Origin of the sequence: Streptomyces sp. NPDC093064 (genome assembly GCF_044754605.1) — a bacterium.
GTDB lineage: Bacteria > Actinomycetota > Actinomycetes > Streptomycetales > Streptomycetaceae > Streptomyces.
On the sequence record NZ_JBIVPK010000129.1, the window covers coordinates 1 to 3,320 of the forward strand.

Genomic DNA, 3,320 nt, shown 5'->3' on the forward strand with positions numbered 1-3,320 from the left:
ACGACCACCTCCAAGATCAGACCTTGGGGACAGTCTGCTGGCCGACGGGCAGCAGGTCGATTACCCGGCCAAGGCGGCGTGACAAGCCACTAGACGTCGGGGCTCGAAGGGGCCCTCGATAAAAACCGCAGGTCGTTGACTTCACCCCTCACTGCAGTCGGCCATAAGCGGATGAAACGGGCCTCGCGTCGTCACGGCCCATCTGTCGGGGCTGGGGCGGACACCGCGTGCATAGTGGGTGTGCAGCACTCGACGTGGGGAGGCCGGGTGCGGAGGGGGAGAGCATGCGCAGGTATGTCCACAACGAGTTGACAACCGTCACTGAGGCAGTGTGTGCCGTGGCAATCAGCGCGTCAGTGGTGTTCGGTGTGCGCGGCATCCCCAAGGTGGACGTGGGTTGGCGGCTTGCCGCTGCCGTCATCGCACTCAGCGCCGTGTTCGGGGTGCTCGCTTGCACCCGCTTGAGGTGGCTGGGCGGCGAGAAGCGGGACTTCGAGAAGGCGGTTCCTTTTTTGCGGGCGCCGGGCGGCGTGCTGGCGGGCTCGGCTGGCCGTGGAGTCGACCGACACCGTCCACTCCACGGATGCGACGGAGTCGTCCCGGACCTGCGCCTGCTCGAGCAGCCGGGCCCAAGTCCCGTCCGCCTCCCAGCGGGCGAAGAACCGCTTATGGACCGTGTGCCACGGCCCGTAGTGTTCCGACAGGTCACGCCACGGAGCACCGGTCCGCAACCGCCACAGCACCCCGTTGATCACCTGCGGTTGATCCCGCCACGGCCGACCACGACCATCAGCACCAGGCAGCAAAGGCTCTATCCACCCCACGCCGCATCCGTCAGCTCACCACGAACCGTCACAAGATCAATCATCAGACAGGTCTAGTCGGCGGCGTCACGCCAGTTCAGCAGGACAACCGGCGCGGCCGACTCCTCAATTCGCTTGCGAATGCCCAGGTCAGCTGGGGCAAGATGCTCCCATGGACGTGGACAGGGAAAGCAGCGTGGCCGAAGTCATCAAGCGAGAGTTGGAGTTGATGAGTCCGGCCGTGCGGTCATCCAGGGCATTGGCGGATCAACTCCTCGATCCGGAGTTCGTAGAAGTAGGTGCCTCAGGGCGTAGGTGGGATCGCCAGTCGATGCTCTCGTCGCTGCCGGTCATGCAGGGTGCAGCCGACGATGGCCCGCAGTACGTGCCTACCGAGATGACTGGCACCGTGTTGGCGCCGGGGATTGTGCACCTGACGTTCGAAACCATGCTCGATGGCAGGCGAGCCCGGAGGAGCTCGATCTGGCGGAAGTTGGATGACGAATCCGGGTGGCGGATGTACTACCACCACGCCACGCCTGTGCCAGATGCATGAGGCAGTGAGCCTGTTCCAAGCTGGCGGTGCCGACCGCGAGCTGAACAGTCCTGCGTAACAACGAAGCTCCTGGTAGACGGGCTCTCGCCAAGATCACCCGTGTCTGCCAGGAGCAACGTCAACGACTCCACCGTCTTCGATGCGGTCATGGACGCCTTGAGAGTGCCCCGGGCCGGCGCGGACGACCCCGTCGCAGGCCCGGCGCCAGCAGTGCCTGCTGTCGAGGGGGGAGTTCGTCTCAGCCGAGGCGCTGCGCGGCCACCTACGCTCCCAGGTCCTCAGCCTGCACGATCACCCCGCCCGCCCGCCCGGACGGGGGAGTGTTCCGCGGGCCTTCACGTGGGCGTGGGTGAGCCGGTAGGCGTGCGCTCGTCCGATCTCCCACCCTGGCAGGTGCAGCTCGCTCGCTCCGTCTCACTCAGCCACCGGGTTGCTCAGCCGGTGTGCAGGTCAGCGCCGTGCGCCAGTGCGCTGATGTGGAGACTGGTGCGTGGCACGGGTGCGCGCTGGATGGCGAGGACGGCGGCGTCATCGCCAAGAGCCCCGTTGGCGTGGGCAAGAAGATCCTGTTCGAGGCGCTGCACAAGTGTCTTGGAACTGCTATTGGCCCACTGGGCGACCCGCTCTTGCAGCGGGTAGAAGGCTCGGCTGCTGTCACGGGCTTCCATAACACCGTCGGTGTAAAGGAGCAGGGTGTCACCGGCGTGGAACGAGAAGGTATGCGTGTCGTAGGTCTCCGGCCCCAGCCCCGACATGCCCAGTGGAGGCGCCGGGTGTGAGCTCGTCACGGGTTTCACGTGACCACGCCTGATCAGCAAGGGCGGCGGGTGCCCGCAGTGCACGACCCGCGAGACGGGGCTGTGATCGGGGATCTCCAGCAGTAGCGCGGTGATGAAGTGCTCCTGGGCCTCCCCGTCCGCTTCCGGGAATTCGGCGAGGTAGCGGCAGACGCTGCGGTCCAGGGCCTCCGCGAGGGCGGGCAGCGTGGCGTGGTGGTGTGCGGCCTCCCGGAACGAGCCGAGCAGCGTGGCCGCCTCCCCGATCGCGGCGAGTCCCTTGCCCCGCACATCGCCGACGATCACACGCGTACGCTCCCCGGTGCGCGCCACCGCGTACAGGTCGCCGCCGATGCATGCCTCCTTCTCCGCCGCCAGGTATGAGGACGCGATGTACAGGGGACCGAGCCGGTCGGGCAGCGGGCGCAGCAGGGCTCTTTGGGCGGCCTCGGAGACGGACCGTACCTGGGCCAGTTCCGCCGTCCGCCGGTCGCGGACGAAGCACACGAGCATGGCGAAGATCGAGAGGATCGTAAGCGCGACGATCTGCGAGATGTGGTTGGTGGTGGCCACCCCGCCCTGGAGTACAGCGAGGAGGACCTGGGCTCCCACCGCCAGTGCCCCGATCAGTCCGGTCAGCCGGTAGCCGCCGAATGAGGCGGTGATGGCAGGGGCTACGACGAGCAGCGGGCCAAGGTGGACGGATTCCGGGGAGTGGATGTCCGCCAGGATGATCGCGACGATCAGTACAAGCGGAATCGCCACCAGCGCATGGCTCGACTGCCACAGCTGCCGTAGATGGGCGAGATGCTGCCCGAAATGCATCTTTCCAATGTGCACCATCCGCTCGGAAACCGTACGGGATCCGCTCAATCGAACTGCGGGTTGGAGGAGGCCTCAGCCCCGTCGTCGAAGCCCGCTCTGGCTTCATCCGCGTTCACCCGGCCGAAGCTCCGGGCGGGCGCGGTTGGGCGCTGAGATTTTACGCGCGGTCTTCGCCGTGTGGGCCTACGAGCAGTGGGCCGGCCAGTTGCCGGGGGCCGGCTGCTGTGCGTGTCTCCGAGACGCGTCTCGGCGACGGGTGAAAACTGGTTCTGGATCACTTTCCGTGCTGGGGCCACGGAGGGTCACCACAACCGCGATCATGAACGGCCGTGGGTGATGTCCTCTTCCAGGACCTGTGGT

Annotated in this window: 2 protein-coding genes and 2 pseudogenes; 2 read left to right on the forward strand and 2 right to left on the reverse strand. The window is 66.6% G+C overall.

The genetic code is table 11. The features are described from left to right. Positions 1-505 precede the first annotated feature (505 nt). Positions 506-856, reverse strand: a pseudogene (locus ACIQFZ_RS43265) (IS5 family transposase); the annotation flags it as partial. 119 nt (positions 857-975) lie between these two features. Between ACIQFZ_RS43265 and ACIQFZ_RS43270 the strand changes: the two are divergent. After that, a complete protein-coding gene (locus ACIQFZ_RS43270; protein ID WP_365779557.1) occupies positions 976-1,359 on the forward strand; it encodes a nuclear transport factor 2 family protein in 384 nt (127 codons plus the stop codon). Positions 1,360-1,413: 54 nt separating this feature from the next. Further along, a pseudogene (locus ACIQFZ_RS43275) lies at positions 1,414-1,565 on the forward strand (IS5/IS1182 family transposase); the annotation flags it as partial. A 228-nt stretch (positions 1,566-1,793) separates the two neighbouring features. Here ACIQFZ_RS43275 and ACIQFZ_RS43280 read toward each other — a convergent pair. After that, positions 1,794-2,960, reverse strand: a complete 1,167-nt coding sequence (locus ACIQFZ_RS43280; protein ID WP_402693983.1) for a PP2C family protein-serine/threonine phosphatase — start codon at positions 2,958-2,960, stop codon at positions 1,794-1,796. Positions 2,961-3,320 lie beyond the last annotated feature (360 nt).